General features: G+C 55.1%; 28 protein-coding genes. 18 read left to right on the forward strand and 10 right to left on the reverse strand.

Annotated elements, in window-relative coordinates; genetic code table 11:
• Positions 1-110 precede the first annotated feature (110 nt).
• A complete protein-coding gene (locus KGP17_RS08110; RefSeq protein WP_094982989.1) occupies positions 111-704 on the forward strand; it encodes a LysE family translocator in 594 nt (197 codons plus the stop codon).
• Here the strand turns inward: KGP17_RS08110 and KGP17_RS08115 are convergent.
• Positions 680-1,495, reverse strand: coding sequence for an AraC family transcriptional regulator (locus tag KGP17_RS08115; RefSeq protein WP_094982988.1), 816 nt, complete (start codon positions 1,493-1,495; stop codon positions 680-682). The two genes, KGP17_RS08110 and KGP17_RS08115, sit on opposite strands and share 25 nt — an antisense overlap.
• 76 nt (positions 1,496-1,571) lie before the next feature.
• Here KGP17_RS08115 and KGP17_RS08120 point away from each other — a divergent pair, with 76 nt between their 5' ends.
• Positions 1,572-2,036: an isoprenylcysteine carboxylmethyltransferase family protein gene (locus tag KGP17_RS08120; protein WP_094982987.1), complete on the forward strand. Its 465-nt coding sequence runs from the start codon at positions 1,572-1,574 to the stop codon at positions 2,034-2,036.
• Between the two features lie 202 nt (positions 2,037-2,238).
• Here the strand turns inward: KGP17_RS08120 and KGP17_RS08125 are convergent, their stop codons facing one another.
• Both KGP17_RS08125 and amyA read right to left on the reverse strand, forming a co-directional pair.
• Positions 2,239-3,090 carry a PA4780 family RIO1-like protein kinase gene (locus KGP17_RS08125; RefSeq protein WP_021805181.1) on the reverse strand — a complete coding sequence of 284 codons (852 nt, stop codon included), beginning with the start codon at positions 3,088-3,090 and terminating at the stop codon, positions 2,239-2,241.
• Positions 3,091-3,213: 123 nt separating this feature from the next.
• Positions 3,214-4,704 (reverse strand): alpha-amylase, encoded by a 1,491-nt coding sequence (gene amyA / locus KGP17_RS08130; protein ID WP_094982985.1) that lies wholly within the window; start codon positions 4,702-4,704, stop codon positions 3,214-3,216.
• 247 nt (positions 4,705-4,951) lie between these two features.
• On the opposite strand from amyA, the gene KGP17_RS08135 reads away from it, so the two are divergent.
• Positions 4,952-6,250 carry an SLC13 family permease gene (locus tag KGP17_RS08135; RefSeq protein WP_059200226.1) on the forward strand — a complete coding sequence of 433 codons (1,299 nt, stop codon included), beginning with the start codon at positions 4,952-4,954 and terminating at the stop codon, positions 6,248-6,250.
• A gap of 51 nt (positions 6,251-6,301) precedes the next feature.
• Here KGP17_RS08135 and KGP17_RS08140 read toward each other — a convergent pair whose 3' ends face one another.
• A complete protein-coding gene (locus tag KGP17_RS08140; RefSeq protein WP_094982984.1) occupies positions 6,302-6,559 on the reverse strand; it encodes a YdgH/BhsA/McbA-like domain containing protein in 258 nt (85 codons plus the stop codon).
• Positions 6,560-6,992: 433 nt separating this feature from the next.
• Between KGP17_RS08140 and KGP17_RS08145 the strand changes: the two genes are divergently transcribed.
• Entirely contained in the window at positions 6,993-7,640 is a 648-nt protein-coding gene (locus tag KGP17_RS08145) for a TetR/AcrR family transcriptional regulator (protein ID WP_021805177.1), read from the forward strand.
• A 47-nt stretch (positions 7,641-7,687) separates the two neighbouring features.
• Here KGP17_RS08145 and KGP17_RS08150 read toward each other — a convergent pair whose 3' ends face one another.
• Positions 7,688-8,131, reverse strand: a complete 444-nt coding sequence (locus KGP17_RS08150; RefSeq protein ID WP_094982983.1) for an acetyltransferase — start codon at positions 8,129-8,131, stop codon at positions 7,688-7,690.
• A gap of 101 nt (positions 8,132-8,232) precedes the next feature.
• On the opposite strand from KGP17_RS08150, the gene KGP17_RS08155 reads away from it, so the two are divergent.
• The 4 genes from KGP17_RS08155 (at position 8,233) to trpS (ending at position 12,132) form a co-directional block, all read left to right on the forward strand.
• Positions 8,233-9,117, forward strand: coding sequence for an oxygenase MpaB family protein (locus KGP17_RS08155; RefSeq protein WP_094982982.1), 885 nt, complete (start codon positions 8,233-8,235; stop codon positions 9,115-9,117).
• Between the two features lie 126 nt (positions 9,118-9,243).
• Positions 9,244-10,347 carry a suppressor of fused domain protein gene (locus KGP17_RS08160; RefSeq protein WP_094982981.1) on the forward strand — a complete coding sequence of 368 codons (1,104 nt, stop codon included), beginning with the start codon at positions 9,244-9,246 and terminating at the stop codon, positions 10,345-10,347.
• 46 nt (positions 10,348-10,393) lie between these two features.
• Entirely contained in the window at positions 10,394-10,921 is a 528-nt protein-coding gene (locus KGP17_RS08165) for a cysteine hydrolase family protein (protein ID WP_021805173.1), read from the forward strand.
• A gap of 203 nt (positions 10,922-11,124) precedes the next feature.
• The gene (gene trpS, locus KGP17_RS08170) at positions 11,125-12,132 is read left to right on the forward strand and encodes a tryptophan--tRNA ligase (protein ID WP_094982980.1); all 1,008 of its coding nucleotides are present in this window, start codon (positions 11,125-11,127) and stop codon (positions 12,130-12,132) included.
• 36 nt (positions 12,133-12,168) lie between these two features.
• Here the strand turns inward: trpS and KGP17_RS08175 are convergent, their stop codons facing one another.
• Together KGP17_RS08175 and KGP17_RS08180 are read right to left on the reverse strand one after the other, a co-directional pair.
• Positions 12,169-13,398 carry an MFS transporter gene (locus KGP17_RS08175; RefSeq protein WP_371822123.1) on the reverse strand — a complete coding sequence of 410 codons (1,230 nt, stop codon included), beginning with the start codon at positions 13,396-13,398 and terminating at the stop codon, positions 12,169-12,171.
• A gap of 339 nt (positions 13,399-13,737) precedes the next feature.
• Entirely contained in the window at positions 13,738-14,643 is a 906-nt protein-coding gene (locus tag KGP17_RS08180) for a GntR family transcriptional regulator (RefSeq protein WP_021805171.1), read from the reverse strand.
• Positions 14,644-14,792: 149 nt separating this feature from the next.
• Between KGP17_RS08180 and KGP17_RS08185 the strand changes: the two genes are divergently transcribed.
• The 8 genes from KGP17_RS08185 (at position 14,793) to KGP17_RS08220 (ending at position 22,967) form a co-directional block, all read left to right on the forward strand.
• Positions 14,793-15,818, forward strand: a complete 1,026-nt coding sequence (locus tag KGP17_RS08185; protein ID WP_223499138.1) for a zinc-binding alcohol dehydrogenase family protein — start codon at positions 14,793-14,795, stop codon at positions 15,816-15,818.
• A gap of 70 nt (positions 15,819-15,888) precedes the next feature.
• The gene (locus KGP17_RS08190) at positions 15,889-17,346 is read left to right on the forward strand and encodes a tagaturonate reductase (RefSeq protein ID WP_209555409.1); all 1,458 of its coding nucleotides are present in this window, start codon (positions 15,889-15,891) and stop codon (positions 17,344-17,346) included.
• Positions 17,347-17,514: 168 nt separating this feature from the next.
• On the forward strand, positions 17,515-18,348 hold the full coding sequence (gene phnC / locus KGP17_RS08195; RefSeq protein WP_021805168.1) for a phosphonate ABC transporter ATP-binding protein: 834 nt from the start codon (positions 17,515-17,517) through the stop codon (positions 18,346-18,348).
• A 37-nt stretch (positions 18,349-18,385) separates the two neighbouring features.
• Positions 18,386-19,318 carry a phosphonate ABC transporter substrate-binding protein gene (gene phnD, locus KGP17_RS08200; RefSeq protein WP_021805167.1) on the forward strand — a complete coding sequence of 311 codons (933 nt, stop codon included), beginning with the start codon at positions 18,386-18,388 and terminating at the stop codon, positions 19,316-19,318.
• A gap of 228 nt (positions 19,319-19,546) precedes the next feature.
• On the forward strand, positions 19,547-20,410 hold the full coding sequence (gene phnE, locus KGP17_RS08205; protein WP_021805166.1) for a phosphonate ABC transporter, permease protein PhnE: 864 nt from the start codon (positions 19,547-19,549) through the stop codon (positions 20,408-20,410).
• Positions 20,410-21,297, forward strand: a complete 888-nt coding sequence (gene phnE, locus KGP17_RS08210; protein ID WP_021805165.1) for a phosphonate ABC transporter, permease protein PhnE — start codon at positions 20,410-20,412, stop codon at positions 21,295-21,297. Before phnE (KGP17_RS08205) ends, phnE (KGP17_RS08210) begins: the two co-directional genes overlap by 1 nt.
• 130 nt (positions 21,298-21,427) lie before the next feature.
• A complete protein-coding gene (locus KGP17_RS08215) occupies positions 21,428-21,892 on the forward strand; it encodes a DUF1456 family protein (protein ID WP_021180467.1) in 465 nt (154 codons plus the stop codon).
• A 136-nt stretch (positions 21,893-22,028) separates the two neighbouring features.
• Complete coding sequence (locus KGP17_RS08220) at positions 22,029-22,967, forward strand: cation diffusion facilitator family transporter (RefSeq protein ID WP_021805164.1); 939 nt, start codon at positions 22,029-22,031, stop codon at positions 22,965-22,967.
• Here KGP17_RS08220 and KGP17_RS08225 read toward each other — a convergent pair.
• Positions 22,962-23,474 (reverse strand): GNAT family N-acetyltransferase, encoded by a 513-nt coding sequence (locus tag KGP17_RS08225; protein WP_223499139.1) that lies wholly within the window; start codon positions 23,472-23,474, stop codon positions 22,962-22,964. The genes KGP17_RS08220 and KGP17_RS08225 overlap by 6 nt on opposite strands.
• 13 nt (positions 23,475-23,487) lie before the next feature.
• Positions 23,488-24,348 (reverse strand): 3-mercaptopyruvate sulfurtransferase, encoded by an 861-nt coding sequence (sseA, locus tag KGP17_RS08230; protein ID WP_021805162.1) that lies wholly within the window; start codon positions 24,346-24,348, stop codon positions 23,488-23,490.
• A gap of 94 nt (positions 24,349-24,442) precedes the next feature.
• Here sseA and KGP17_RS08235 point away from each other — a divergent pair, with 94 nt between their 5' ends.
• On the forward strand, positions 24,443-24,865 hold the full coding sequence (locus KGP17_RS08235; RefSeq protein WP_179252476.1) for an NUDIX hydrolase: 423 nt from the start codon (positions 24,443-24,445) through the stop codon (positions 24,863-24,865).
• Here the strand turns inward: KGP17_RS08235 and KGP17_RS08240 are convergent.
• Positions 24,836-25,348, reverse strand: coding sequence for a DUF523 domain-containing protein (locus KGP17_RS08240; protein ID WP_021805160.1), 513 nt, complete (start codon positions 25,346-25,348; stop codon positions 24,836-24,838). The two genes, KGP17_RS08235 and KGP17_RS08240, sit on opposite strands and share 30 nt — an antisense overlap.
• A gap of 256 nt (positions 25,349-25,604) precedes the next feature.
• On the opposite strand from KGP17_RS08240, the gene KGP17_RS08245 reads away from it, so the two are divergent.
• Positions 25,605-26,735 carry a Gfo/Idh/MocA family protein gene (locus tag KGP17_RS08245; RefSeq protein WP_223499140.1) on the forward strand — a complete coding sequence of 377 codons (1,131 nt, stop codon included), beginning with the start codon at positions 25,605-25,607 and terminating at the stop codon, positions 26,733-26,735.
• Positions 26,736-26,742 lie beyond the last annotated feature (7 nt).

A 26,742-nucleotide genomic window follows, 5' to 3' on the forward strand; every position in this document is an offset into this window, starting at 1 on the left:
GAACGCTTTCCCTGAAAATCAAGGTGAAGAAGCAGGGCAATTTTGTTCAATACTCTCCCGCTGTAACCCGGCACGCTGGCACCTGTAATTATCTTCTACAGGTGCTGACTATGACGCTTTACCTCTCTATGGCCGCCTTCGCGTTGGCTTCATCCATTACCCCAGGTCCGGTGAACATCGTGGCACTGAGCTGTGGCGCGCAGTTTGGTTTTACGACCAGCCTGCGGCATGTGACCGGTGCGACCTTGGGTTTCACGTTATTACTGGTGTCGGTTGGTTTGGGAATGCATGAAGTGCTTACCTTATGGCCGGGGCTGACTACCGTGATCCTTTGGGCTGGCGTGGCTTTTCTGCTCTATATGGCCTATCAGCTTGCAGCGGATGACGGGACACTGAGCCAGGGCAATCGGCAGCAAACCCCTTCTTATTGGTATGGTGCCTTGCTGCAATGGCTGAACCCCAAGGCCTGGTTGGCTTCTGTCGCCAGCATGGGGGCCTTTGTCGGTGATGGGGAGATGCGGCTGCTGTGGCAATTTGCCGGGCTCTATTTTGTGATTTGCTACCTGTCGATAGCCTGTTGGGCCTACGCCGGAGCTATGCTGAGCAGCTTGTTGCAACGGGCGCACAATCTGCGGCGCTTTAACCGCTTGATGGCGCTGCTGCTGGCGTTCAGCGCCTGTTACTTGCTGGCCGAGGGGATCTGATACTGGCCGGGGGTGGCTGCCAGCAGCTGTTTGAAGGTGCGCTGAAAGTGCGCCTGATCGGCAAACCCGCTTTCGTTGGCGGCGGCGGCAATCGAGAAGCCCTGTTTCAGTAGCCGCTGGCCGTGCTGGACGCGTTGATTGACCAGGTAGGCATGAGGCGTCATACCGTAGCGCTTCTTGAATGCGCGGATCAGGTAAGAAGGGGAGAGGGCCGATGCTTGGCAGATCGCCTCTAACGTCAGCGACTGGGTACAATGAGTGCGGATAAACGCCGCAGCTATTTCCAATTTAGGGGTCATATCCTGCTGTGGAACCGGAGATTCGCCGAGTAACTGTGGCAGGTTACTGAAGTAATCCACCAGGGCAATCTGCTTTTCCAGATGGCAACAGAGCGGATCGGTCAGTACCCCATACAGCTGATTCAGGCCGTTAAACAGTGTCTTATCCTGGCTCATAATCTGCTTGAACGGCACGAAGCCTGCGCCAGGGTCCTGTTGAAGCGTTGCCAACCAGTGCTGGTCAATATAAAACATGGTATAGGCCCAGCGTTGGTCGCCAATGGGATTGCAGCCGTGCGTCTGTTGCGGGTTGATGATCACCACGTCACCGGTGTTAACCTGGAGATGCTGATCGCCGCTAACATAGGTGCTGGTACCGGCGGTGATGGTGCCAATACAGAAAAACTCGTGGCTGTGTAGTGCATAACAAAGCTTGCGGCCATCTTCGACGTGACGGGCCTCAACGAACGGCAGGCGTTCATCGCGCCAGAATTGTGGGGCATATTGGCTCATTGTTTTTCTCTGGCGTTATTACAGGGAGAGCTTGTTATAGCTCAAATTGCATTGTGTGGTCGAGAGGGAACAAAAAATGGTAGCGTGGTTGCAGCGGCTGGCTTTGCCGCCGGTAGTGATGGCAGTTTGTGCTGCGGGGATGGCGGCAACCCGCTGGCTAACCGAGGGGGACTGGCAAGATAACCTGCTTATTCTCTTGGCCGCAGGCGTATTGGCGGTATCTTCTGTGATGATTATGTTTAGTGCCAGTTATGCTTTTCACCGGGCTGGCACCACGTTGCATCCACAAAAATTTCAGCGGGTCAGCGCGTTGCTGGTTAACGGAGTTTTCCGTTTCAGCCGTAATCCGGTGTATCTGGGGCAGATCCTGCTGTTGGCGGCCTGGGGGCTATTGCTGGGCGGTATCGGCGTCTGGTTATGGTGGGGGCTGTTTTTTGCCTACCTGGATCGTGTGCAGATCCCGCGCGAAGAGGCGTTCCTACTTACCAACTTTGGCCAAGACTACGAGGCGTTTTGCCGGCGGGTAAGGCGTTGGCTTTGAGGCCCCTCACCCCAACCCTCTCCCACAGGGAGAGGGAGCTGATTCTGCGTTGTCGTCAGGTACTGCGAACAAGCTATTTCACTGCAACAGAGAGCTGATTTAGTGCCGTGATTAGGTAAATTTCTATACTGATAGCGAACTCGATCGGTCCCCTCTCCCTGTGGGAGAGGGTTAGGGTGAGGGGTCATTTTGATGCTGAATATCAATCTTCTTCTTCGTTACGCGCCATCAGTTGCCGCTGGTGCTCATCACTGGCCGCCTGGATCTCCTCCAGCACCGAGTCAACGTCGGCCCGCTTGCTGGTTTCAACAAACTTACCGGTCAACTCCGTCTCCGGCGTCAGGTTGCCTTCCTGGTACAGCGCCCAAATCTCTTTGGCATACTTGCTGCCCAGCAACTGCGGCGCATACTGGCCGTAGTAGTGAGTCATATTGTTGATATCGCGCTCAAACATGCTTTTAGCGTGGTTGTTGGCGGCGGCATCTACCACCTGCGGCAGATCGATAATCACCGGCCCGTCTTTATCCATCAGCACGTTGAACTCTGACAGATCGCCGTGAACCAGCCCAACACAGAGCATGCGTACGGCATAGTTCATCATCAAGGCGTGATCGTTCAACGCCTGTTCCGGCGTTAAGGTGACGTCGCTCAGGCGTGGGGCTACCAGCCCTTCTTCATCGGTGATCAGCTCCATCAGCAATACACCGTCCAGGCAGATATCCGGCTGTGGCACACGCACGCCAGCCTTGGCCAGCAGGTATAGCGCGTCCACTTCGGTATTTTGCCAGGCCTCTTCCTGCTGTTGGCGGCCAAATTTGGAGCCTTTACTCATGGCGCGAGCGTCGCGGCTATTGCGCACCTTGCGGCCTTCCTGGTAGTTCACGGCCTGCTTGAAGTTGCGTTTATCGGCTTCTTTGTACACTTTGGCGCAGCGGATCTCTTTACCGCAACGCACGATAAATACGTCGGCTTCTTTGCCACTTTTCAAACGGCGGATGACGTCGTCGATTAAACCATCATCTACCAATGGCTGGAGTCGTTTTGGAATTTTCATGCAGCCTTGTACCCTATTTAGGCTCCGCTGTGAATATTTGCTTATGGTCATAATGAAAAATCAGACCAAAAAGGCAAAAATGGGTTTTGCCGCCGGGGTGGTACATTGCCTCCCCGGCGGTCCTTACTCTGCTTCGGCCATGACCCAGACGCTAACGCTGCCGCCGTTGACCGGGAAGGCTGCACTGCCGTGCTCATCCGTCATGATATCGTCCTCGCGGTTGCCGAGGAAGTCACGCCAGGATTTATGCGCAAAATTTTCGCCCAGTGCGACGGTTTTACTGCTTTCGGCCCCGTTGGTCATCACCACCACGCAACCTGGTTGCTCGGCAGTGCCACTGCGGCTGAAGGCGATGCAGTGCGGATCGTCAAAATAGTCGTGCTGTTCGCCGTTGGCAAAGCGTTGACGCGCCTGGATCAGTTTCTCCAGTTCGGCAATCACCGGCATGTCAATCTGGTATTCCTGGCCGTCATCACCTTGATCGCTATAGCTGGCACCGTACAGATCCGGGTAAAACAGGCAAGGAACGCCTTGTTCACGCAGCAGGATCAGGGCGTAGGCCAGCGGTTTGAACCAGGGTTCGACCGGCGCTTCGAGCGATTGCAACGGCTGAGTATCATGGTTTGCCACCAGAGTTACCGCATGGGCAGGATCGACGGCGACCAGCGTATCGGTAAACAGCTGCGACATATCGTAACTATCGCCCTGTTTTGACGCCAGATGGAATTTCAGCTGTAGCGGCACGTCGAACAGCATTACTTTACCATCGACCCGTGCTAAATACTGTTGTAATGCCGCCAGATCGTGTGACCAGTATTCGGCCACGATAAACAGATCGCGCTGTGCCGCATCGCGCACGTGATCTGCCCAGTCTTTAAAGAACCAGGCTGGGATATGTTTGGTGGCATCCAACCGGAACCCGTCGCAAGGCAGGATTTCCATCAACCAGCGTGCCCAGTATTTTAGCTCCTCGACGACGGCGTGGTTACGAAACTCCACGTTAGCGCCCATCAAATAGTCAAAGTTGCCATTTTCGTCGTCAACCTGATCGTTCCACCCCTCTTCGCCGTAGTCATTGGCAATTTTGAAGATGCCTTTGTCATCCGGTTGCTCGATATAATCGACGCCGCTAAAGCAGGTGTAGTCCCAGATAAATTTGGAATAGGCTCCTTGCCGTCCTGGGAAAGTGAAGCGAGTGTAGGCTAACGCGTCGATGCCAACTTCTGCGATATCGTTACGGTTATCTTCATCTACCTTATAGACGTGCACCTGCTCTTTTTCATCGGCGCCAATCTTGTGGTTGAACACCACGTCATAGAGCACCCGGATCTGGTGTTCGCGCAGGCTATTAACGGCCTGTATCAACGCCTCTTTGTCGCCGTATTTGGTGGCGCGGGTACCTTTTTGATCAAACTCCCCCAGATCGAACAGATCGTAGCTGTCATACCCCACCGAATAGCCACCCGCAGCCCCTTTATAGGCTGGTGGCAGCCATAGATCGGTCACACCTAGCTCGGCCAGGGCAGGGGCACGCTCGGCGACTTCCTGCCATAGCTTGCCGCCATCCGGGTAGTACCAATGGAAAAACTGTAACAGCGTGGTCTTTTTCGTCATCAGTCAGTACCCCGGTTCGTCAGTAAACGTGTGCCAAATGCTCGGCCCCTCTAAGCATGGGCCACTTTTGGCAAAAGGGAAAATACGTGGCGCCAGCCTGTAAGCAGAGTAGCCTCTTGGCGCGGGGAGAGTATGGCCAATTTACCCGCCGCCCGTGAACTGTGAGCCGTTTCACCGTTCGGGCGTTTGCGTTATGTGAAGATATAACCAGTTGATAACAAAAAGCTAACGATGACAGGGAGTGGGGATGATGGATTACCCGATGGGCGTTTCCGCGCTGGTGACTTTGGTGGTGATCGCCTTATGGGCAACGTCGCGTTTGCCGGAGTATCTGGTTGCGCTGCTGTTTTTTGCTGCGGTAATGGTGTTGCAGCTAGCGCCGACGGCCGTGGTGTTTTCCGGCTTTGCCTCATCGGCATTCTGGCTGGTATTGAGCGGCTTTGTGCTGGGAACGGCCATTCGTTCTACGGGGCTGGCCGATCGGTTGGCCAACCGTATTTTGCCGCTACTGGCCGGTTCCTGGCCACGGCTGGTTGGCGGCGTGGTGGCCATCAGCTATGCGCTGGCCTTTGTCATGCCGTCGAACATGGGGCGTATAACCCTGCTGATGCCGATTATCATGGCGTTAGCCGAACGTGCCGGATTGGCGGAAGGCTCGCGTGGCCGCTATGGCCTGGCGTTAGCGGTGGGGTTTGGCACCTTCCAGCTTTCGGCCAGCATTTTGCCGGCCAACGTGCCTAATCTGGTGATGAGCGGGGCGGCAGAAAGTGCCTACGGTGTTCATTTCACCTATCTGTCCTACTTGTTGCTACATGCGCCGATCCTGGGGTTGGCAAAAGGCGCGTTGCTCACGTTATGCATCTGCTGGCTGTTCCGCGCCAAACCACAGCCGGTGGAAAAAACTATTGAGCAGAGTGCTCTTAGCGTGGCCGAATGGCGGTTGATCGCGCTGTTGCTGATCACGGTGCTGTTGTGGATCACCGATAGCTGGCACGGCATCGCTCCCGCCTGGGTGGGGTTGGCTGCCGCCTGCGTTTGCCTGTTGCCGCGTATTGGTTTTCTGACGGGTGAGCAGTTTGCGGCCGGTGTCAACATCCGCACCTGTCTCTATGTGGCGGGGATCCTTGGGTTGACGGCTTTAGTGAGCCACTCCGGGTTGGGGGATTGGTTAGGCAATGCATTGCTGAACGTCATACCGCAAACCCAGGATCGGCCATTTACCGCTTTTGGCATGTTGATCGGTATTACGACGCTGTTGAATTTTGTGGTGACGGCCAATGGCGTACCCGCGCTGTTCACGCCGCTGGCGCAGGTTCTGTCAGAGGGGAGCGGCCTGCCGCTAACCACGGTACTGATGACTCAGGTGATTGGCTATGCCACGCCGCTGCTGCCGTATCAGGCATCACCGATTGTGGTGGCAATGGGGATGGGGAAAGTTCCTCCGCGCGAAGGACTGAAACTGTGTCTGCTGCTGGCCCTGTTAACCTTTGGGCTGTTGGTACCGTTGGATTATCTGTGGTTCGGGTTATTGGGCTGGTTTGGCTGACGAGCAAAAGGCGGCACCCGGGCCGCCTCTTTGCATAAAACCGTTGAACGATTAGTTATAGATAATCGCGGTGCCGTGCAGTTTATTGCTACCGGTTGTTGCGATGATCTGGAAGGATTTGGCGCCGGCTGCATCCGCTTTTGCCGCCAGTTTATTTTCCAGCGATGACAGGTCAGAAGCGCCACTCACGGTGATCACGCCGGATTGTTGCAGATCGGCCGGTTGGCTGCTGACCAACTCTGCGGCGAAGCTACCGAAAGAGACAGAAGCTAGTGCGATGGCGGTGAGGGTCATTTTCAGGTTTTTCATAATGGTTTCCTATCATCTAGATGAGCAATAAAAATTTTTGTGTTAGCCCGTTTAATTACTTAACGGTCGATAACTTAATGTTAGGCTCCTGCCCGAGCGATTGCAAATGTTTTTTTAGTGGTCGTTAATTAATTCGTGCTATTCCACTTAAGCCGTAAGCTGCCAGGTAAGGGGGTTTATGGCATTATTTCAATATAAATTATTGTTAATTAATGTCTTTATCTTTATTTGGTGATAGCTTTCGCCTGCTTTGTAGCCAGACGCAACCCGGATTGGATGCTATTTTTTTCCCGGTAAGGAGCGCCATTGGCCGCATTGCTTACCGATCGCTAATTAAAAGTTGCTCGCTTATCATCGGCGGCGTACTATTTTTTGTACCGATCGATAATTTATTTATTGCGCCCGAGTTGGGCCACCGGGAAAGTGAGGGGCTATGAGTATCAATAATGAAGACGCATGCGCGAAGAAATCACGCGGCAGGCCGAAGCAGTTTGATCGCGATCAGGCCGTTGAGCAGGCGCTTGAGCTGTTCTGGCGCCATGGCTATGATTCCACCTCGTTGGCCGATCTGGTGGAGGCGACCGGGGCTAAAGCGCCGACGCTGTATGCGGAGTTTGGTAACAAAGAGGGGCTGTTTCGCGCCGCGGTTGAGCGCTATCTGAGCCGCTACGTGGAATGTTACAACCGCCTGCTGGCCCAGGAGTTACCGATCGCCGATATCGTCGAAGCCTATCTGCGCACCTCGGCAGAGGTATTTACCGATCCGGAAAACCCTAGCGGCTGTTTTATGGTTTGTGCCAACGCCGCCTTGTCCTCCTCCTCAAACGATCTGGCCGAGATGCTGCGCAACAAGCATTTTGCGCAGGAAACCAGCCTGAAAGCCTGCTTTGACCGTAAGGTGCAGCAAGGGGAATTGCTGGCTCGCACCGATACAGCCTTGTTGGCGAAATATATTATTTGCCTGATTGAAGGCATGTCCGCCCAGGCGCGTGAAGGGGCCAGCCGTGAAGATCTGCTGCGGCTGCTGGAGACCACCATGATGGTATGGCCGCGTTTGAGCCAGGTGGGTAACAAAGTTTGATCTGCCGCTAGACAGCCCCTCTCTCATTGCGGGAAAGGGGCCCGTTTTTACCGCGCTGTCCGCATCATATGCAGTAGTGGGAAAGGCTTGCCTTGGCCATCCAGCTCGCTGCGGCCCGTCACCACAAAACCGTAATGCTGATAAAACGCCAATGCCTGCGGATTCTGCTCGTTGACGTCCAGCAGCAGTTCCTGATGCATGGGCTCAACCTCAGCCAGCAGGGCCTTGCCAATACCTTCGCCACGCCGATCGGCATCAATAAACAGCATTTCCACTTTGTTGCCATCCAGGCCGATAAAGCCGCATAGCTGCCCGGCAGCATCTTCGGCAACCCAGACGTTGACCGCCGGGAGATAGTCGTTGAGTATCAGCGGATACAGGTGCGCAATATCCTCTTCGGCCAGGAAGTGATGGGTGGCGCGCACCGAACGCTGCCAGATTTCAACTAGCTGCGCGTTATCCGCAGCCACGCGGGTTCTTATTGTTATCATCGAAATTCTCAATCTATTATCAAGTAAGCTATCAACATAGCGAGTTGCGCAGACTCAGCCCCTCACTATGATAAACTGCGTCATAGGCCGTGGACAGGGGGATGGAAGTGATACGCGCAGCGATAGAGAAACAGGTGCTCAGCCTGACCGGGCTGGCACTCGGCGGGATTGATTTTGAAAATCCGGCTGGCGATCCGGGGCTGTTTGGCCCGCAGTCGGTCACCTGGCAAGTGCATGGTGACTTCACCTCCATGCTTTGCGGCGGCGTCAGTGCGTTGCTATTGCAGATGCTGCACCCGTTGGCCTTGGCGGGCGTGTGGGATCATTCCAACTTCCGCGAGGATATGCTGGGGCGCCTGCGTCGTACCAGCCAGTTTATCTCTGTCACCACGTTTGGCCCCAGTGCAGAGGCGCAACGCCTGATCGCCAAAGTCAAAGCCATCCATTTACAGGTCAACGGCACCGACAATAACGGCCAGCCATATGCCGCCAGCGATCCGCATCTGCTCACCTGGGTCCATGTCGCCGAAAGCAGCCGTTTCCTGGCCTCGCACCTGCGTTACCGCAATCCACATCTGTCTCTCGCTCAACAGGATACCTACTACCGTGAAGCGGCTCGCGTCGCGGAAGCCTTGGGCGCGCGCGATGTCCCAAAATCCTGTGCGGCGGTTGACGATTATCTGCAACAGATGCGCCCTCAGTTGGTCTGCGATGAACGCACACTGGAAGTGGCGCGCATTCTGCTGGCTGCCCCGGCCCCCAGCACGCTGGCGCGGCCGTTCGGCGCTTTGGTGATGCAGGCAGGGATCGATCTGTTGCCGGACTGGGCGCAGCAACAGTTGGGATTTACCCCTGGAGTGACCCGGCGGCGGTGCGTACGTATTGGCGTTGGCGGTGTTGGGCGGGTGCTGCGGGCTTCGGTACGCAATGGCTCCTACCATCGGGCGATGCGGCGTATGAATAAGAGCGCTTCAGCGCAATGTTAGCCAGCGCTGCCACTTTTGAGACTATTGCCCGTGATCCCGATTGATGATGCGTTCTACACTGGCCCAGAGAAATATTCTATTTTTAGCGTGCAGCCTATTTGTGCGCCAGCAACCCCTTGAGGTGATATGAACCAGTCAAACGTACTTGCTGAAGTGAATAACGAGAATCAAACGCTGGTCGCGGTGGTTCAGCAAGATAGCCGGGCCGCCTATTTTTATATCTACCCAACGGAAGAATACAGTGAACGTTTTCAGGTACGTGCCTGTTGGCTGCGCAACCTGACTACGGCTCCGCAGCAGGAAGATCTCGCCGCTATGGAAGCCGGTCTTCCCCCCATGTTGGCGGCCGAGTTTTGCCGTAATCTGGAAGGCGAAGCGCCATTGGACCCCGCCGGGCTGATGGTGATCTGGACGGAAAGCGACGACGGGGCTGCCCTGTGGTATCACGGGCAACTGCTAGCAGTGATCCCTGGCTGGAGTTTATACATCGATCACTCGGTCTGCTATTCGGCAAGCTGCATCAAAGAGAATCCATTGGCCTATCCGCTGGGCTCCGCATCTACCAATACGCAATATGCGCTGGCGGAAAATACCCGGCAGTTCTGGCGTAGCTGGCAGCGGGAAGAGGGTAACCCCTGGCCAAAAATGCAGAGTGAGTACCAGGCACAGTACGAACAACACTTTGGCCCTTCGGTGAAGTATTACGCTATCGATCAGGGCAAATGGCCGCCGATGGCCATCACCCAGCATGAGCGCGACGGGGTTTACTATTTCCTGACCATGGGGGCCAGCATCCGGCCGATGCCGTGGGTAGAGATTCTGTTCAACGACGATGCCGCCAGGTTCCGCAGGATGGAGATGGCAATCGCCATCGATGGGCAGTATATGACCGAAGATAACGCGGTGCAGATGGCCAGCGCGTTAGCGGGATTTGCCCATGTGCCCTGGGCGAACATCACCTGGTTTGGCGAAGGGCATACGCTGGCGTCGGCGGTGGCTCCGCAGGGCTATGAAGGCTATGTGCTCTCTTCGTCATTTTACCCCTACAGTGAGCACTTGGTATTGCCTAAACAATACGGTGATACGGTGAATATTTTCTGGGCCAGCCCGGTGTTTGCCACCGAGCGGGAATTGGCGCAGGCCACGCCCAACGGTGGCCACGATTTGGTCACAAGGCTGCGTGAACAGGGCGTTGACCATATCTTCCGTCCACGCCAACCTCTCGTTTAACGAGGGCGGGGTACTGTCTATTTAACGATCGCTTTTGGAGCCAGCTATGAAGTCAGCGTTGTTAGTTATCGATGTGCAGCAGGGCTTGTTTAATCCCCCGCCAGCAGAGGCCGAGCAGGTGCTCACGCGGATTAATCAGCTGAGTGAACGTGCCCGGCAGGCTGGTGTGCCAGTGATTTTTATTCAGCATCAGACAGCTCATGAAGAGCTATCAGCAGGCAGCGCAGCCTGGCAGATCCATCAGGGATTGCAGGTAAAACCGGGGGATCATCGGGTTGATAAAACCACGCCAGACTCCTTTTTACGTACCAATCTGGGCAAGCTGCTGATTGCTGAAGGGGTGACACAGTTGGTGATCTGCGGCTATTCCACGGAATACTGTGTCGATACCACCACCCGCCGGGCCGCTGGCCTGGGTTACCCGGTGGTGCTGGCGGCAGATGCACATACCAGCCACGACAAACCCCACGCCAGTGGGTTACAGATCCGTGCTCACCATAATGCTACCTTGTCGAGTATCAAGAGTTTTGGCGTGGCGATCAGCGCCGTGCCTACAGCCGAAGTGAGTTTCTGAGCCAGATGTCGCCCTTGACGCGGTTCTGAGCGGGGTGTACCGTAGCCGGATGAATATCTTCCCGCAGTTCACATCTTGTTTTAGCTGGTGGCGCCTTTTCTAAGGGCGGCACGGGTATTCATCCCTCTTTTTTAATGCCGCCGGTTTTGGCGGCATTTTTATAGCGTTGATCCGGCGGTCTGTTTACTTCCAGGAGCAAGGCTATGAGTTACACCATTCTGACTGGCGATCGCGCCACCGGTTCACTGCATTTGGGTCATTATGTCGGTTCACTGCGCCAACGTGTTGAGCTACAGCATCATCATCAGCAAACGGTGATGGTGGCCGATCTGCAAGGGCTGACCGATAACGGTAGCAATCCGCAAAAAATCAGTGCCAACGTGCTAAACGTGGTGGCTGATTATCTGGCGGTGGGGATCGATCCTGCCAAGACCACGCTGTGTCTGCAATCGGCGCTTCCGGCGCTGGCCGAATTGACGATGTATTACCTGAATCTGGTCACTGTTGCCCGCTTGGAACGTAACCCCACGGTGAAAAGCGAAATCATCGAGAAAGACTTTTCACGCAGCCTGCCTGCCGGATTCCTGATTTACCCGGTCAGCCAGGCGGCGGATATCACTGCGTTTGGGGCGACTCACGTGCCAGTCGGCGAAGATCAGTTGCCGATGCTGGAGCAGACCAACGAGATTGTCCGGCGCTTTAACCGTATCGTCGATCGCGAGGTGCTGGTGGAGTGCCAGCCGTTGCTGAGCCGCGTAGGAAGGCTGCCGGGGCTGGACGGGCAGGGCAAGATGTCGAAATCACGCGGCAATACCATCATGCTGGGGGCCAGCGCTGACCAAGTGCACAAGGCGGTAATGAGCATGTTTACCGATCCCAACCACCTGAACGTCAGCGATCCCGGCCAGGTGGAAGGCAATATGGTGTTCACCTATCTGGACGCGTTTTGCGAGGATGCGGCGCTGGTGGCACAGCTGAAGGAACACTATCGTCAGGGCGGGTTAGGTGACGTGAAGATTAAACGGCTGCTGGAGGATTGCCTGCAAACGCTGCTGGAGCCTATTCGCACCCGGCGGGCGGAGTACAGCGCCGATAAGGGCGAGCTGATGCGCATTCTGAAAGAGGGCAGCCAGCGGGCTAACCAGGTGACCCAGGGCACCTTGGCACAGGTCAAGTCTGCTCTGGGTCTGGATTTTTTTGCCTTGGATTGAGTATCCCTCTCCGATTGGAGAGGGGAAGTCTGACGATCAGGCCGCGCTGTCGGTGATCGGGTGTTTGACGATAAACACGTAAGACAGCGCCCCGATCAGGGTAACGCAGGAACAAATGGTCAGTGCCAGGCTGAATGAATTAGTGGTATCCAGGATCCAGCCGGTGATCACCGGGGCAAACGAAGCGAACACAAAGCTGGCAAAGTTTTGAATGCTGCCCACCGAGGCGGTCATACGGGACGTGACCGCCACGTGGATCAGCCCCCAGCAGGAGGTACCGGCAAAGTGGATACAGAACAGCGCCATACTGATTAATGCCACCGCGCTGGAGGTGGTGGTGGCCTGTGCCACGACGGAGGTAAAACCAGCGGAAAGCAGCATACCGGCGACGATACAGATTTTACGGCTCTTGAGCGGAGCCATGCCCCGGCGCACCAGGAAGTCGGTGACAAAGCCGTTTGACAGCATGCCCGCCGCACCAAACAGGAACGGGATTGCCGCCAACATACCGGTACTTTTCAAATCCAGATGGTAGGTGGTCTGCAGGTAGCCCGGCAGCCAGGCCAGATACAGCCAGGCGGTGTAGTTGATGCCGCTAAAGCCGATCATCATTCCCCACATGGTGCGGTTCTTGAACAGCGATCGCCACTCTTTGAAGTTCATTGGTTCACGGCGCGCGCTCACGCTACCGGCGTTGAGATAGCTTTGCTCCTGCTCGGTGAGTTTGATGTCTTCACGGTTGCGATACAGCATGTACCAGCCAATGGACAAGGCAATGCCCAGTAAACCAATGGTGATGAACATCCCGCGCCAGCCTAACACGAGCATCATGGCGGTGAGGATGGGTGGGCTGATGGCTAACCCGATGGTGGAGGCCGAGTTAAAGATCCCCATCGGCATGCCGCGATCTTTGATGTTGAACCAATCGTTGATGACTTTCACGCCGCAAGGGTTCATTGGCGCTTCGCCGATCCCCAGGCCGATACGCACCCAGATAAACTGGGTAAAGTTGTGGATCATGCCCGACATCGTCTGGAACGCAGACCAGATAAACATTCCCAGACCCAGCATGATACGCGGACCTTTGCGATCCAGCAGCGGTCCACAGGGTAATTGAGCAATCCCATAGGCCAGCGAAAAGGCGGAAAGTAGCAGGCCGATCTCGGTACCGCTCAACCCCATTTCTTCACGAATGGTGGAGTTGGCAACGGACAGCGAACTGCGATCGAGAAAATTAATCACGGCAGCAAAAAATAACAGGATCATTGCCGTAGTCTGGATTTTTTTAATTCTTGCTGAGCGCTCCGCTATGCCGCCTTTGGGTATAGGATTAATGCTATCTGAATAACTGTCCGCCGGTTCTTTCCCAGTGCTCACGGTGGTTATCTTTTCCATCACTCGCCTCTATATTCCGTATTAATAATAATTATTCTTCCGGGGCATGGCCCTGGTTCGGTGTTAACAACGGTATGTCTTTCGGCAATGAGCCTAGGCGGCGAAAATGTCTCATGGTGCTTTTTTTAACCGGTTCCGTGCGGCGGTTACGATTTTGCTGTTTTTAATCGGTTTTAAATCCCGTTTTCATCGGTTTTTTATCAATAAAAATCAGCAGGCATCCTGTTTGATGGAACGGATCATCGACTGTTTGGCAGTATCAAGATGGCGGTGCAGCTCACGGGCGGCCTCCTGATCGCTGCGGCAGATCAGGGCGCTTAAAATGGCCATATGCTCTTCAATTGCAATAATATTTCTTTGCTTCAGGTCGGTTTCATCCCATTGATAGTGGAAGTGAAAGATCACCGATATGATTTCCAGCGACTGATTGAAAAACGGATTGTTGGCGGCCGACAGGATCAGGGTATGAAAGTCACGATCCAGCTGAGAGAACAGCCGATAATTGTCGCTGATGGTGTCGCGCAACTCGCGATGACGGTTCAACAACTCCTTGGCCTGCAACCAACGGCTATCCTGTGCGGGCAGGTTGATAAAGCGTGATAGCGCGTGGGTTTCCAGCATTTGGCGGAGTTCAAACAGCTGCTCGGCATAGTTCTGATCAAACTTTTTCATGCTCCATTGGCCGCGGCGTACGTTGTCGATAAGGTCAAAGCGGCTGAAGCGCAGCAGGAATTCCCGCACCACTACCGGGCTGACGTTAACCGCGCGTGAAAGCTGCAATTCGGTGAATGAATCCCCCGCACGCAGTTGCTTTTGGTTAATCATCTGATAGAACGCTTTCTCAAACAGCTTGCCTTGCTCGTCCAACGAGTGGCTCATGCATTCAAAGCCGTCTTCTGCCAGCGGCATACGCAGGATCACATAATCATCCTTGACCTTCTCCAGAACCCCACGTTGATGCAAATGCGTTAGCGTGTGGCGCACTGTGGTGCGACTGATGTTATACATTTCTGCCAGCCCCGCCTGGGAAGGCAGCGGTGAGCGGATATGGCCCTTGATGATGCCGTCGATCATCTGATTAACCACGTTCTGGCGGAGGTTTTGCGTTCTGCTCATGAGATCCCTCTGTGGGTTTAGATGTTTTTTAAGTATTTAAAACCCATTTAAACCGGTTTAATTTGTGCTGACTCACAAATTCTCCTCATCAGCGCAATGCACCTGTTCTTTTTGCGGGATAACAGCGCCACATCACAGGAGGAGGGATTATGACCACAATGAATACGCTAGTTTGTCTGGAGCCGACCCGGCTGGTTTACCAACAAAGGCCGATACCGCAGCCTGCGCCGGATGAAGCGGTGCTCAAAATACTGACGGTAGGTATTTGCGGTACCGATATCCACGCCTGGTCTGGTCAACAACCGTTCTTCAGCTACCCGCGGGTGCTGGGGCATGAAATATGCGGCGAGATTGTCAGCGTCGGTAGCCAGGTTGGTGAATTGCGCGTCGGCCAGCGTGTGGCGGTGATCCCTTATGTCTCCTGTCATCACTGCGGAGCATGCACCAGCGGCAGGCCCAATTGCTGTGAAAATATCTCGGTGATTGGCGTGCATCAAGACGGCGGCTTTAGCGAGTTTTTAAGCGTGCCGGTGAGCAACCTGCTGGCCGTGGATGATGTTGAGCCCCAAGCGGCGGCGCTGATTGAACCATTCTCCATCAGTGCTCACGCCGTACGCCGAGCGGCCATCGAGCAGGGCGATCATCTATTGGTGGTAGGAGCAGGGCCGATTGGCCTGGGGGTTGCGGCTATCGCCAAGGCGGACGGGGCAACCGTGATCGTGGCCGATACCAGCGCAGAGCGCCGAAGCCATGTGGAAAACATGCTTGGGCTAACCACGTTAGATCCGTCAGACGCCGGGTTTGACGCTGCCTTAAGAGCCCAATTCTCCGGCATGCTGGCGGCAAAAATCATTGATGCCACCGGCAATCAGCATGCGATGAACCATAGCGTCAACCTGATCCGCCATGGTGGCAGCATTACGTTTGTCGGCCTGTTCAAGGGCGATCTGCAGTTCTCCGATCCGGAATTCCATAAAAAGGAAACCACCATGATGGGGAGCCGCAATGCCACCAAAGAAGACTTTATCAAGGTTGGGCGCTTAATGGCCGCCGGAAAAATCACTGCCGGGATGATGCTTTCCCATCAATTCGAGTTTTCCACGCTGGCAGATATTTATGAAGCGGAAGTCATTAATAATAAACAGCTGATTAAAGGCGTGATTCATTTTAACTAACTCGATGACTCCCCAGATCTTGCCGAGAGTAATTTGCAGCCTGGGGGATCGCCGGATGCAAGGAACAATAATGAAACAACTCAATCGTAGTGAATTTCCTGGTGCGCAATATCCCGATCGCATTATCCAGTTTGGTGAAGGTAATTTCCTGCGCGCCTTTGTCGATTGGCAAATCGACCTGCTAAACCAGCATACCGGGCTGAATGCCGGCGTGGTGGTGGTGCGGCCAATCGACAGCCAGCAGCCACCTTCGCTCAATACTCAGGATGGCCTTTACACCACCATTATCCGTGGGTTGAACGAGCAGGGGGAGGCGGTTTGCGAGCCGCGCCTGATCCGCTCGGTCAATCGGGAAATCAACGTTTACCACCAGTACGACAGCTATCTGGCGTTGGCTCGGGATCCGGCGATCCGCTTCGTATTCTCCAACACCACCGAAGCGGGGATCGGTTATTTACCGGACGATAAGTTCACCGACGCTCCTGCTGCCAGTTTCCCGGCCAAGCTGACACGGCTGCTGTTTGAGCGTTTCAGGCATTTTGACGGTGCTACAGACAAGGGCTGGGTATTGCTGCCGTGTGAGCTGATCGACTACAACGGCGAAGCGCTGAAAGAGTACGTATTGCGCTACGCGCAGCAATGGCAGTTACCGCAGGCCTTTACCGATTGGCTGAACGATTGCAACACCTTCTGCTCAACGCTGGTCGATCGTATCGTCACGGGCTACCCACGCGATGAAGTAGAACAGTGGCAACGGCAGTTGGGATATCAAGATAGCTTCCTCGACACGGCGGAACATTTCTATCTGTTTGTGATCCAGGGCCCACAGTGGCTGGCGCAAGAGCTGCATCTGGATAAGTTGGATCTGAATGTCCACATCGTCGATGACATCAAACCTTATAAAGAACGCAAGGTAGCGATCCTTAACGGGGCACATACGGCGCTGGTGCCGGTGGCGTTCCTGGCCGGTTTGAATACCGTGGGCGAGGCCATGAGCGACGAGCAGATCGGCGGCTATGTGGCACGCACCATTGCCGAAGAGATTATGCCGGTGCTCGATCTGCCGCAGGAAGAGTTACGGCCATTTGCCGAAGCGGTACAGAACCGTTTCCGTAACCCGTTTATTCAGCACCAGTTGCTGTCGATTGCGCTGAACGGCATGACCAAATTCCGCACGCGTATTTTGCCGCAGTTACTGGCAGGCCAACAGAAAAATGCCGCGCTGCCGAAACGGCTGACCTTTGCCTTGGCCGCGTTGTTGGCCTTCTATCGTGGCGAACGACAGGCGGGTAGCTATGCATTACAGGATGATGCCCATTGGCTGACGAGGTTCGCAACGTTGTGGGCTGGAGTAGAACATCACGATATGACGCTCGCGGCGTTGGTCGAAAACGTGCTGGCCGATGAGGCGCACTGGGGGCAAAATCTCAACGCCGTTCCTGGGCTGACTGTTGCCGTGACCACCGATTTGCAAGCCATTCTTGACCACGGGATGCGTGCGGCATTGAGCGAAGTAGAACGCCGATAAAAATTAATCGGCTCGCAGTAAAAGCGAGTACCCGCTTATTTTAATCCTGCCAATCACGGGAAATGACGTTGAACGTCATTTCCCGGCCATAAAACCATCATCTGCGTGTCATACAGTTATTCGTTAATAGGTGCCCATAAGATTAGCCACTGAAATCAGAGAAATCATATGGCGCAGGCACTGTTAAAACTGGCACCGACCGACTATCCAGGTCAGCAACCCATCCCGTTACGCAAGGTATTGGCGGTAAAAGGCTTGGGTAAGGCTTACCAATCTCAACAACGTGTCCTCGACGACATCAATTTTGATCTGCACGCCGGGGAGTTTGTGGCGGTGATTGGCCGCTCCGGGGCCGGTAAATCTACCCTGCTGCATACGCTGAACGGCACCATCCCTTCCAGCTGCGGCGAGATGCTGCATTTTGAGGACGATGGGGTGGCACAGGATATCGCACAACTCTCGGCCCGCCAGATGCGCCAGTGGCGCGCCCGCTGTGGCATGATCTTCCAGGATTTTTGCCTGGTCCCCCGGTTGGATGTGATCACCAACGTGCTGCTAGGCCGCCTCAGCCACACCTCGACGCTGAAATCCTTCTTCAAAGTGTTCGACGATGCTGACCGTGCGCGGGCTATCGAGCTACTGCAATGGCTGAATATGCTGCCGCATGCGCTGCAACGTGCCGAGAACCTGTCCGGTGGGCAAATGCAGCGTGTCGCCATCTGCCGTGCGCTGATGCAAAACCCCAAAATTCTGCTGGCCGATGAGCCGGTCGCCTCGCTCGATCCGAAAAACACCCGCCGCATTATGGATGCGCTACAGAAAGTCAGCGAGAACGATATCGCGGTGATGGTGAACCTGCACTCGGTCGAACTGGTGAGGGAATACTGCACCCGGGTGATTGGTATCGCCCAGGGCAAAATCATTTTCGACGGCCACCCGTCGCAGCTTAACGAACGTATTTTGCAGCAACTGTATGGCGAAGAAGCCAATCAGATCCATTAATCACTTGAACGTCACCTTTACACACAGGGCATGCGCAATGAAAAAAGTATTCACACTGACCACCATGATGGCCGGCGTAATGATGGTATTTAATGCAGGTGCAGCGGATGCGCCGAAAGAGTTGAACCTGGGGATCCTGGGTGGGCAGAACGCCACTCAACAGATTGGCGATAACCAGTGTGTGAAAGATTTTCTCGATAAAGAGCTGAACGTTGACACCAAGCTGCGTAACTCTTCCGACTACTCTGGCGTGATCCAGGGCCTGCTCGGGGGCAAGATCGATTTGGTGTTGAGCATGTCGCCGTCGTCGTTTGCTTCGGTGTATATCAAGGATCCCAAGGCCGTCGATCTGGTGGGGATCGCGGTGGATGATACCGATCAGTCACGCGGATATCACTCGGTGGTGGTGGTGAAAGCCGACAGCCCTTACAAAAAGCTGGAAGACCTGAAAGGGAAATCCTTCGGCTTTGCGGATCCGGATTCGACCTCCGGTTTCCTGGTGCCAAACCAGGTGTTCAAGAAGCAGTTTGGCGGCACGCCGGATAACAAATACAACGACTTCTTCTCCAGCGTCACTTTCTCCGGTGGTCATGAGCAGGACGTACTCGGCGTGTTGAACGGCCAGTTTGAAGGTGCGGTCACCTGGGCCTCGATGATTGGCGATTACAACACCGGTTATACCAGCGGGGCCTTCAACCGCATGATCCGTATGGATCATCCGGATTTGATGAAGCAGATCCGCATTATCTGGCAGTCGCCGCTGATCCCGAATGGCCCGATCCTGGTGAGCAACTCCCTGCCTGCGGATTTCAAAGCCAAGGTGGTTACCGCCATCAAGAAGCTGGATACCGACAACCATCAGTGCTTTATCAAGGCGATGGGCGGCAAGCAGCACATTGGCGACGTCAAGCTGGCGGAATACCAGACCATTATCGATATGAAGCGTGAGCTGACCAAGGGCGATCGCTAAGGCGGCTTCGTTCCCGACCCTCACCCTAACCCTCTCCCAAAGGGAGAGGGGACCGATCGAGCTACTGCCAGACTAATGAATCTGACCGTGGCTCCGAGGTTTGAAGGGAAAAACCGGCTACAGGCAGACTCCCTCCCTGATTACGTCACCGAATCAGCTCCCTCTCCCTGTGGGAGAGGGTTGGGGTGAGGGGCCTATTTATCCAGCCATAAAATATTGGAAGCGATTTTGAATAGAGACTTCGCACACTACTACCAACGGATCCGCAGTAAGCAGAAGCGTGAAACCTTGCTCTGGTCGCTCGGGCTGGTAGCGCTTTATCTTGGCGCAGGCAATATTGCCGAGTTCAACCTGCATACCGTCTGGGTGTCGATCCCCCATTTCTTTGACTATCTGGCAGAAACCATCCCGGTACTGCACTGGCCGCTGCTGTTCGCCGACGGCCATACCGAAGGCTCCTTCGCCTATTGGGGCTACCGGTTGCATATCCAATTACCGCTGATTTGGGAAACCTTACAGCTGGCGCTGGCGGCCACCATCCTCTCCGTGCTGGTGGCGGGCGGGCTGGCCTTTCTGGCGGCCAATAATACCCACAGCCCGGCGACGCTGCGCTTTGCCATTCGTACGCTGGTGGCGTTCTTGCGCACCATGCCGGAGCTGGCCTGGGCGGTGATGTTTGTGATGGCGTTTGGCATCGGTGCCATTCCCGGTTTTATGGCGCTGGCGCTACACACCATCGGCAGCCTGACCAAGCTGTTTTATGAATCGATCGAAACCGCCTCCAACAAGCCGGTGCGCGGGCTGGCCGCCTGTGGGGCCACGCCGTTACAGCGCATGCGTTTCGGCCTGTGGCCGCAGGTCAAACCGATCTTCCTGTCCTACAGCTTTATGCGGCTGGAAATCAACTTTCGCCAGTCAACCATCCTCGGCCTGGTCGGGGCGGGCGGAATAGGTCAGGAACTGATGACCAATATCAAACTCGACCGTTACGATCAGGTCAGCATGACGCTGCTGCTGATTATCGTGGTGGTTTCGCTGCTGGATTACGCCTCCGGTGAATTACGTAAACGCGTTGTCGAGGGGAAAGCCTAATGTCCGTTCAGCCGATCTCTACCACCAATTTGCAGCAGCTCAAGCAGCAGAACCCGGAAATCTTCTCACGCCAAGGGCGCTATCTGCGCACCCTCGGCATGATTACCGTGGCGATTGTGTTGTATTACGTTTTCTTCTTCCTGGTGTTTGGCATTTCCTGGCCGCAGTTTGCCAACGGTTGCCAACAGATTAGCCGCTACTTTATGCGTATGTTTGTCTGGCACGACTTTGCCAACTGGCCGTTTGGCTATTATTTCCAACAGATCTTTATCACCCTGGCGATCGTGTTTGCTGGCACCATTACGGCAACGCTGCTGGCTTTACCGCTGTCGTTTCTTGCCGCGCGCAACGTGATGTCCTCGCCTGTTCTACGGCCAATTGCGACACTGGTACGCCGTCTGCTGGATATTCTGCGGGGCATCGATATGGCCATCTGGGGTCTGATTTTCGTGCGTGCCGTCGGTATGGGGCCGCTGGCCGGGGTGCTGGCCATCGTAATGCAGGATATCGGCCTGCTTGGCAAACTGTATGCCGAAGGCCACGAAGCGGTAGATAAATCCCCAAGCCGTGGGCTGACGGCGGTGGGTGCCAATGGGCTGCAAAAACACCGTTACGGCATTTTCACTCAATCCTTCCCGACCTTTCTGGCGCTGAGCCTGTATCAGATTGAGTCCAATACCCGTTCGGCGGCGGTGCTAGGTTTTGTCGGGGCAGGGGGGATCGGCCTGGTCTATGCCGAGAACATGCGGCTGTGGAACTGGGACGTGGTGATGTTTATCACCCTGATCCTGGTGGTGATCGTGATGCTGATGGACAAGATCTCTGCCATGCTACGTAACAAATATATCGTTGGCGAAGAAATTCCGCTTTACCCGAAAAATCATTAACCTCTGCGGGTAAACCCTGGTTTGCCCGTGGAAATTCCATTGAGAAACCCCCGCCGGATCCCTATACTGCCGCCATGCAAGGTGTGCAGCGCTGCACGCCTCTCCTGATTGACAAGCGAAAGGCTATTCCATGATTAACAATGATGTGCTGCGCAGCGTGCGCTACATGCTGGCTATTAATGACGCGAAGATGGTAGAGATCGTCAAGCTGGACGGTTTTGACGTCGATGTCGCAGCCATGGGGACCTACATGATCAAGGAAGGCGAGCCGGGTTTTGCCAACTGCCCCGACGAAGTGATGGCGCATTTCCTCAATGGCCTGGTGTTCTTCAAGCGTGGCAAAGACGATAAATTCCCGGCACCGGCGGTAGAGCTGCCGATCACCAACAACCTGGTGCTGAAAAAGCTGCGCGTGGCGTTTGAACTGAAAGATGTCGATCTGCACCAGATTTTTACCGCGGTGGAATTCCGTATCTCCAAGCCTGAGCTGAGCGCGCTGTTCCGCAAAGAAGGCACCAAAAACTATCGCCCATGTGGCGATCAGATGCTGCGCTACTTCCTGAAAGGGCTGACCCAGCGCATACGCGGCGCATAATCCTGCGTATCACGACATCAGGCGTCCTCATTGAGGGCGCTTTTTTTTTGTGCCCCCTGCATTTGTCGATCATACTCAGTACGATGCCGCCTGGCGGTAGAACATGCCCGAACTTTCCGACTGAAATGAGGGAATTATGACGACAGCACCCACCACGTTGCCGCCGGTGTTAACCAGCACGGCAATAGAACAAAAAATACTGCGCAGGTCGATCTTCTGCACGCTGTTTATTGCCAGTGCCGGGATCGTGTTTGGGATTGTCTGTGGTTCCATGTCGATCGTGTTTGACGGCATGTTCTCGGCGTTGGATGCGGGCATGTGTTCATTATCCTTGCTGGTGTCCCGCCTGTTGGGGCAACCCCATAGCCGCCGTTTTCAGTATGGGTTCTGGCATGTCGAACCGCTGGTGCTGGCATTTAACGGCAGTTTGCTGACGTTGCTGTGTCTGTATGCCTTTGTGAACGCTGTCAAAGGCATTGCCGACGGAGGGCGCGAACTCGAGCTGGGCTGGGCGATTGTCTATGCCGTTACCGTCAGCCTTTTCTGCTTTACCCTCTACGTTAAGCAAACCCGGCTGAATAAGCAGGTTAAATCGGAACTGATCGCGCTGGATAACAAAAGCTGGCTGATGTCGGCCTGCATCAGTTCGGCGTTATTAGTGGCTTTTATTCTTTCCTGGCTAATGGAAGGCACCCGTTATGAATACCTCAACGTCTATGCCGACCCTGTCGCGCTGGCACTGTTGACGCTGGTCTTGATCCCGGTGCCGATCAAAACGGTAAAATCTGCCATTCAGGAGGTATTGCAGATGACGCCGGACAACCTGGATGCCAAGGTGGAATCCATCATGGCGCAGCTGACGCTGGAGTATGGCTTCCTGGATTATTCCAATTACGCCACCCGCGTTGGCCGTGGGCTGTTTATTGAGATCCACATCGTGATCCCGCCAGAGATGGAACACAGCGGCGTACACAAGCTAGATAAAATCCGTGACCAGATAGCCGACGCTATTGGTGAAGATAGCCCGCACCGCTGGCTGACTATCTCCTTTACCCATAACGCCAAGTGGCTATAGGTTTTTTGCCATCACCCACATGGCCACGGATTGGCTGACGCTGGTATAGCTCTCCTCACCCACGATCGTCATGCCTTGCCGCTGATAAAAGCGTTGGCCAGACACGTTGCTTTTCAGCACGTCCAGCCACAGGATGGGTTGCCCTCTCTCAACGGCTCGTCGCTGTACTTCGGCAAATAGCTGCTCCCCATAGCCGCGTCCGGCAAACTGCGGCAGGAAATAAATCTTCTGCAGCTCGGCCCCGAGGGTTGCGGTCGCAGCCTGCATGCTGTCGAAATTAAGCTTGGCAAAGCCAACCGGTGTTTCCTCTTCATAGGCAAGCAGCCAGCAAGTATCGCGGTCTTGCAATGAGGGCTCCAACGCTTGTTCGGCAAAATCCTTGGACAGAAACGCCTGCAACTCCTGCTGGTTTTGCCAAAGTTCGGCAAAGTGAGCAAGGTAGCTGGCAATCCCGATTTCCCTCACGGTTGCTAAGTCAGCGGGCAACGCTTGACGGATCCTGAACACGACAGCCTCTCTGTTAGTGGTTAGTTGACTCATCTTGGGCGATCGGCTGCTTGCCGCTCAGCGCACCCCATTCGCTCCAGGCACCGTCATAGAGTTTCACCTGCTTGGCGCCCAGTGATTGCAGGCCAAAGGCTAGTACGGCGGCGGTGACGCCAGAACCACAGCTGACGATGGTGGGCGCGTCGATATCGACCCCTTTTTCATCGAAGGTTTTTTTCAGCGCCTCGAGTGATTTGAAACGTCCGTTCTCCAGCAGATCGCCATACGGAATATTGATGCTGCCCGGAATATGGCCACGGTGCAGGCCTGGGCGCGGTTCCGGGGCTTGGGCATAGAAACGCGGTGCGGCACGGGCATCGAGGATCTGCCGTTGGTCGTTCATCGCTTGTTCCACCTGCTGCATATCCACCACCGCTTCGGCATTAAAGTGCGCGCGGAAGGTGGCAGGAGTAGGCTGCGCAGGGCCGGTCTCCAAGGCGTTACCGCGTGATGTCCAACCCTGCAAACCTTCATCAAGCACGAATACGTTCTGCGCGCCGAAATTACGGAACGTCCACCAACCGCGTGGGGCAGAGAACTGATTGCCTCCATCATAGAAAACAATGGTCTGCTGGTCATTGATGCCCAGTTTACCTACGGCGGCGGCAAAGGCTTCTGCCGTGGGTAGCATATGCGGCAGCGTCGTATTTTTATCCGCGACGTCGTCAATATCGAAATACACCGCACCGGGAATATGGCCCCGCTCAAATTCGGCCAACATGTCTTGCTTCGGCACCTGGCCGACAGGCGCCATACGCACGTCAACCAGCGTTAGATTCTCATCGTTGATATGTTGCTCAAGCCATTGCGCGGTCACTAAAAAAGCAGAGTTCATGATTATTGTTCGCCTGTCAGGACAAAGAAGGTTTTCACTATACCTCAACGATCTTGCATATTGGTATGCTGCGGTTTGAAAGGGGGCAGGGCAGATGATTGACCAAGACTTTGGCGGGGCGAAAATCGCCTTGCTGTACGGCGGCCAGGTGCTGGTTTACCTGCGCGATGACAACCCGGCAATCCCCTGGCCCGGCTGCTGGGACTTGCCCGGCGGCGGACGTGAAGGGGATGAAACCCCGATGCAATGTGTGCAACGGGAAACCGAGGAGGAGTTCGGCATTCTATTGCCCGCACGGCAAATTGTCTGGCAGCAGCGTTACGCCGGGATCATCCCTGGCTCGCCGCCTACCTGGTTTATGGTGGGGGAAATCACCCTCGCACAGATTGCGGCGATCCGCTTCGGTAATGAGGGGCAGCGCTGGCAAATGATGCCTGCGGATGAATTTGTGCGGCACCCGCAGGGCATTGCCCATCTGCGTCAGCGGCTAGCGGATCGCCTGGCCCAGCTCGACTAGCCGGACACGCTCGATCAACGCGTCGAGCTGGTGCTCGGAAAATACTTCGATGCCATGTTGGCGTAGCAGCTCAGCGGTGACGCCGCGACCGGGCTGGGTTTGGCCGTTGAATGCGCCGTTGTAGATGGTCTGGCTCCCGCAGGAAGGGCTGCGATCGCTCAGCAGGGCAAAGCGGCAGCCATGCAGGCGAGCGGTATCCAGCGCCAGATGGGCACCCAGTAGATACTGGTCGGTAACGTCGTTCCCTTGCGCGTCGATCACTCTGGCCCGGTTGGCTATCACTTCAGCGCCATTAGCTGCGGCCGCAATCTCTGCTGGTGGGCGCGGCGTAGAGAAACCTGCGGCCAATTCGGGGCAGCACACCACTAATCGTCCCTCCTTTTGCCACTGCTGTAAGGTGGTATCGATAACGGTTTTGCTGGAGGCGTTATAACGGACGTTGAAACCGGCCAGGCAGGCACTGAGCAAGATTTTCGGCGGCATGAGGAGTCTTCTGTTGAGGGGGCGAAAGTGTGGCATCAAGGCCACATGCTCGGCTTTATAATAGCAGCGGGGTTTAGCATTATGCCAGCCGTACCTTCCCACTACTTTGCTTGCTTTGTGTTCTTTATCCACCGCGTTTTATGAGGGCAGTCACGGATCCGTGGCAAAGTTGATTATCGGCTTGTTAATGAAATTTAAATTTCATATAAATACATAATGATTTTTATTTTCCAAATGACAGGCAAGGGAGAAAACCATGAAACAGGTGCGCGTTGGATTGATCGGTACCGGCTATATTGGCCGCTGTCATGCTATCGCCTATGCACAGGCAGGCACGGTGTTCCCTCTGAAAGGGGGGTTGGTGTTGGAGATGCTGGCGGAGGTTACCCCCGAGCTGGCAGCCCAGCGTGCGGCGGAGTTTGGTTTCGTTCGTTCAACCGGTGACTGGCGCGAACTGGTGGCCGACCCCGCCATAGACGTGGTGGATATCTGTGCCCCGAACTTTCTGCATAAAGAGATGGCTCTAGCGGCCATTGCGCAGGGCAAGCATGTTTATTCCGAGAAGCCGCTGGCGCTGAATGCGCAAGACGCCGCCGAGATGGTGCAGGCCGCGCGCGCCAAAGGGGTCAAAACTCTGGTTGGCTTCAACTATATGAAAAACCCGACCAGCCAGCTGGCGCGGGAAATCATCGCCAACGGTGAAATTGGCGAGGTGGTGCACTTTTACGGTACGCATAATGAAGATTATCTGGCCGACCCTCGTACGCCGATCGACTGGCACTGCCGCAAAGCCACCGCTGGGTTGGGGGCGTTGGGCGATCTGGCGGCTCATATCGTGAACATGGCACATTATCTGGTGGGGGATATCGTCGCGGTGTCGGGCGATATGCAAACCCTGATCAAACAGCGGCCCGATCCGAACAACCCGGCCAAGATGTGCCAAGTCGAAAACGAAGATCAGGCCAGCGCACTGGTGCGCTTTGCCAATGGCGCAATGGGCACCATAGAAACCTCACGCATTGCCTGCGGGCGTAAAATGGGCCTGACCTATGTGGTCACTGGCACCAAGGGCACCCTGAGTTTCACTCAGGAACGCATGGCCGAACTGAAACTGTATCGTCATGACGAACCGGCGGAGCGGCAGGGCTTCAAAACCATCATGGTAGGGCCGAAACACCCGGATTACGCTGCGTTTTGTATCAGCGCCGGGCATGGTATCGGCTTTAACGATCAGAAAACGGTGGAGATCCGCGATCTGGTCAATGGTATTGCCGCGGGTGATCGGATGTGGCCAGATTTTGAGGAAGGCTGGAAGGTATCCTGCGTGCTGGATGCGATTGCCGCCTCTGCCGAACAGCGCCGCTGGTTGGATATCAACCGCGATTGACTCTGTT

This window comes from Serratia sp. JSRIV001, assembly GCF_019968745.1.
GTDB classification, from domain to species: Bacteria; Pseudomonadota; Gammaproteobacteria; order Enterobacterales; family Enterobacteriaceae; genus Chania; species Chania fonticola_B.